The following is a 3,343-nucleotide window of genomic DNA, read 5'->3' as shown; positions in this document are numbered from 1 at the left end:
GGAGGCCGGCTCCTAGCGCCGACAGGAGCCGCCGGCCGTCTGGCCGAGCCGGCCCAGACCCAGGATCCCGGTCCGGGCGCCCAGGTGCCGGCGACCCCACCGGCCGGTCGCCCCGAACGACCACGCGTCCCTGGCAGGGCGCCGAAGAGACAAGGGAACGAATCTCCATGGCTACAAGCGTCTCGTCCTCTCGGCCCCGCGGGGGATGCCGGTGAAGGCGGTGATCATGGCCGGCGGGGAGGGCACCCGCCTGCGCCCCCTCACCGCCAACCAGCCGAAGCCCATGCTCCCGGTGGGCAACCGGCCCATCATGGAGCACATCGTCCGGCACATCCGGGACTACGGGTTCAAGGACATCGTGGTCACCGTGCAGTTCCTGGCCAGCCAGGTCCGCAACTACTTCGGCGACGGCGCCGACATGGAGGTGGACCTGACCTATGCCACCGAGCCGACCCCGCTCGGCACGGCCGGCAGCGTCCGCAACGCCGCCGAGATGCTCGGCGAGACCTTCGTGGTCATCTCCGGGGACGCCCTGACCGACATCGACCTCGACGAGGTCGTGAGCTTCCACCGCCGCCGCGGCGCCCTGGCCACGGTGGTGCTCAAGCGCATGCCCGACCCGCTCGAGTTCGGCATCGTCATCACCACCGACGACGGCCGCATCGAGCGCTTCCTCGAGAAGCCCCACTGGGGCCAGGTCTTCTCCGACACCATCAACACCGGCATCTACGTGCTGGAACCCGAGGTGTTCGACCACATCCCGGAGGGGGAGCCGTCCGACTTCGCCGGCGACGTCTTCCCCAAGCTGCTCGACCAGGGCGCGCCCCTGTTCGGCTTCGTCGCCGAGGGCTACTGGGAGGACGTCGGCAGCCTCGAGGCCTACCAGCGCGCCCACCAGGACATCCTCGACGGCAAGGTCAAGGTCGACGTGCGCGGCTTCCAGGTCCGGCCCGGGGTCTGGCTGGGGGAGGGGGCCGAGCTCGACCCCGACGCCGTCCTGACCGCGCCCGTCCTCATCGGCGACTTCACCAAGGTCGAGGCGGGCGCCCGCCTGCGCGAGTACAGCGTGGTCGGCTCGGGCGTGATCGTGAAGCGCGACGCCTTCCTGCACCGGGCGATCGTCCACGACAACGCCTACATCGGCCCCGGGACGAGCCTGCGCGGCTGCGTCGTCGGTCGCAGCGCCGACGTCAAGGAGGGCGCCCGGGTCGAGGACGGCGTGGTCGTCGGCGACAACGCCCACATCGGCCACGGGGCCATCCTGCAGCCCAACGTCAAGGTCTATCCCTACAAGACGGTCGAACCAGGCGCGATCGTCACCAAGTCCATCATCTGGGAGGGCCGGGGCGCCCGCGGGCTGTTCGACGAGCACGGGGTGACCGGCATCGGCAACGTCGACCTGACTCCCGAGATGGTCCTGCGGGTCGCCACCGCCTTCGGTTCAACCCTCAAGAAGGGGTCGAGGGTCACCCTGGGGCGGGACGCCAGCCGGGTGTCGCGCGCCCTCAAGCGGGCCATCATCGCCGGGCTGAACTCGGCCGGGGTGACCTGCGAGGACCTGGAGCTGGCCCCGGCCCCCTCGGTGCGGTTCTCGGCCGCCCGGATGGGCGCGTCGGGCGGCATGTACGTGCGCACCTCGCCCCGGGACAGCCAGTCGGTCGAGCTGTCCGTGTTCGGCGGCGACGGCAGCGACATCGACGAGGGGACCAGGCGGCGCATCGAGCGCACCTACTACCGGGAGGAGTTCCGCCGGGCGTTCGGGCAGGAGATGGGCGAGCTGCGCTACCCGCCGCGGGCGGTCGAGCACTACGCCGTCGCCCTGGTCCACAGCCTGGACGACGCGGTCGTGCGCCACCGCGGCTTCAAGGCGGTGATCGACGCCGGCGGGGGCACGGCCTCGCTCGTCCTCCCGCACCTCTTGTCCAGGTTGAGCCTTGACACCCTGATCGTGAACGGCCACGTGGACGAGAACCGGGTCGCCCCCACCGAGGACGAGCGCCAGGCCGACCTCGACCGCCTGGCCAAGCTGGTCACCGCCTCCGGGGCCGACCTGGGCGTGCTGTTCGACGCCGTCGGGGAGCGGATCGTCCTGGTCGACGAGCGCGGCGCCATCCTCGGCCTGGACCGGGCCCTGCTGCTGTTCGTCGACCTGATCGTGCGGACCGAGGAGGGCGGCGGCATCGCCCTGCCCGTCTCCACCACCCGGCTGGCCGCCGACCTGGCCACCCGCCACGGCCGCCAGGTCCACGGGAGCAAGCTGGCGACCAGCGCCATCATGCGGGCCGCCCAGCTCGACGGGGTGGTGTTCGCCGGTGCCGAGGGCGGGGGCTACGTCTTCCCGGCGCTGCACCCCGCCTATGACGGCCTGCTGTCGTTCGGCAAGCTGCTGGAGCTGCTGGCCGTCCACGACACCACCCTTGGCGCCGCCGTGGACGCCCTGCCCGAGCCGTCGGTGGTCCGCCGCCGGGTCCCGACCGCCTGGGAGCGCAAGGGCGCGGTCATGCGCCAGCTGGTGGAGGCGTCCAAGGGCCGGCGGGTCGACGACACCGACGGAGTCAAGGTCTTCCACCCGCCGGACGGGTCGGCGGAGCCCGCCGGTGGGCCGGGGGCGTCGGCCGGTGGGTCGGGTGGGTCGGCCGGTGGGCCAGGTCCCGGGGCGGGTGCCTGGGGGGATGACTGGGTCCTGGTCATCCCCGACACCGTGGAGCCGATCACCCACCTGTGGGCCGAGGCCGGTGACGAGGCCGGCGCCGTCGCCCTGGCCGACGAGTACGAGGCGCTCATCCGCCGGGCCGCCGAGCTGGACTGACCAGCTTGTCCACACTGCGCCGGGATGGGCTTGCCCGGAGGCGCCCGGAGCCGTAGGCTCTCCGTTCGCCCGGCCGCTTCCCCCGCTCTCGGCCGGTGTCGCGCCGTCCGGCCCGACCGGACGGCATGCACCAAGGAGCCCACCATCTCGGTCGCCGACCCGCCCGCCGAGCCCAACGAGCCGTCTGACCGACTTCGCCGGATACCGGAGTCGGCGGCGTCAGCCCTGCGCCGGCTCGCCCGGACGCCGCGGGCGCTCCTGGCCGGGCTGCTGGTGGTCGTGCTGGCCGGCGGGCTGCTGGCCGCCCAGGAGCTGACCGCCGCCGGCGAGGTCCGGCGCGGGGTCCGGGTCGGGGGCGTCGACCTGTCCGGGCTGTCCCAAGCGGCGGCCACCGACCGCCTGCGGGCCGCGGCCGAGCCCGTCCAGGCCTCGCCGCTGACCCTCCAGGCCGGCGCCGCCACCATGACGCTGCCCCGGTCCCGGGCCGGGGTCGAGCTGGACGTCGAGGCGAGCGTGGCCGCGGCCATGGACGTC

Annotated in this window: 2 protein-coding genes; both read left to right on the top strand. The window is 73.4% G+C overall.

What is annotated here, in order from left to right:
• Nucleotides 1–205: 205 nt before the first annotated feature.
• Nucleotides 206–2,809: a sugar phosphate nucleotidyltransferase gene (locus VF468_04580; protein ID HEX5877591.1), complete on the top strand. Its 2,604-nt coding sequence runs from the start codon at nt 206–208 to the stop codon at nt 2,807–2,809.
• Between the two features lie 24 nt (nt 2,810–2,833).
• Nucleotides 2,834–3,343, top strand: a 510-nt coding sequence (locus tag VF468_04575) for a hypothetical protein (GenBank protein HEX5877590.1), incomplete at its 3' end; no start/stop codon positions are given.

The sequence above is a fragment of the Actinomycetota bacterium genome, from assembly GCA_036280995.1.
In the GTDB taxonomy this organism is placed as follows: Bacteria; Actinomycetota; CALGFH01; order CALGFH01; family CALGFH01; genus CALGFH01.
Note: the sequence above shows the minus strand (reverse complement) of the source record. Positions and strands in the feature narration are given on the sequence as shown.

Excerpts from the sequence above, each read along its gene's own strand:
- VF468_04580 (HEX5877591.1), top strand. The coding sequence starts at position 206 with ATGCCGGTGAAGGCGGTGATCATGGCCGGCGGGGAGGGCACCCGCCTG.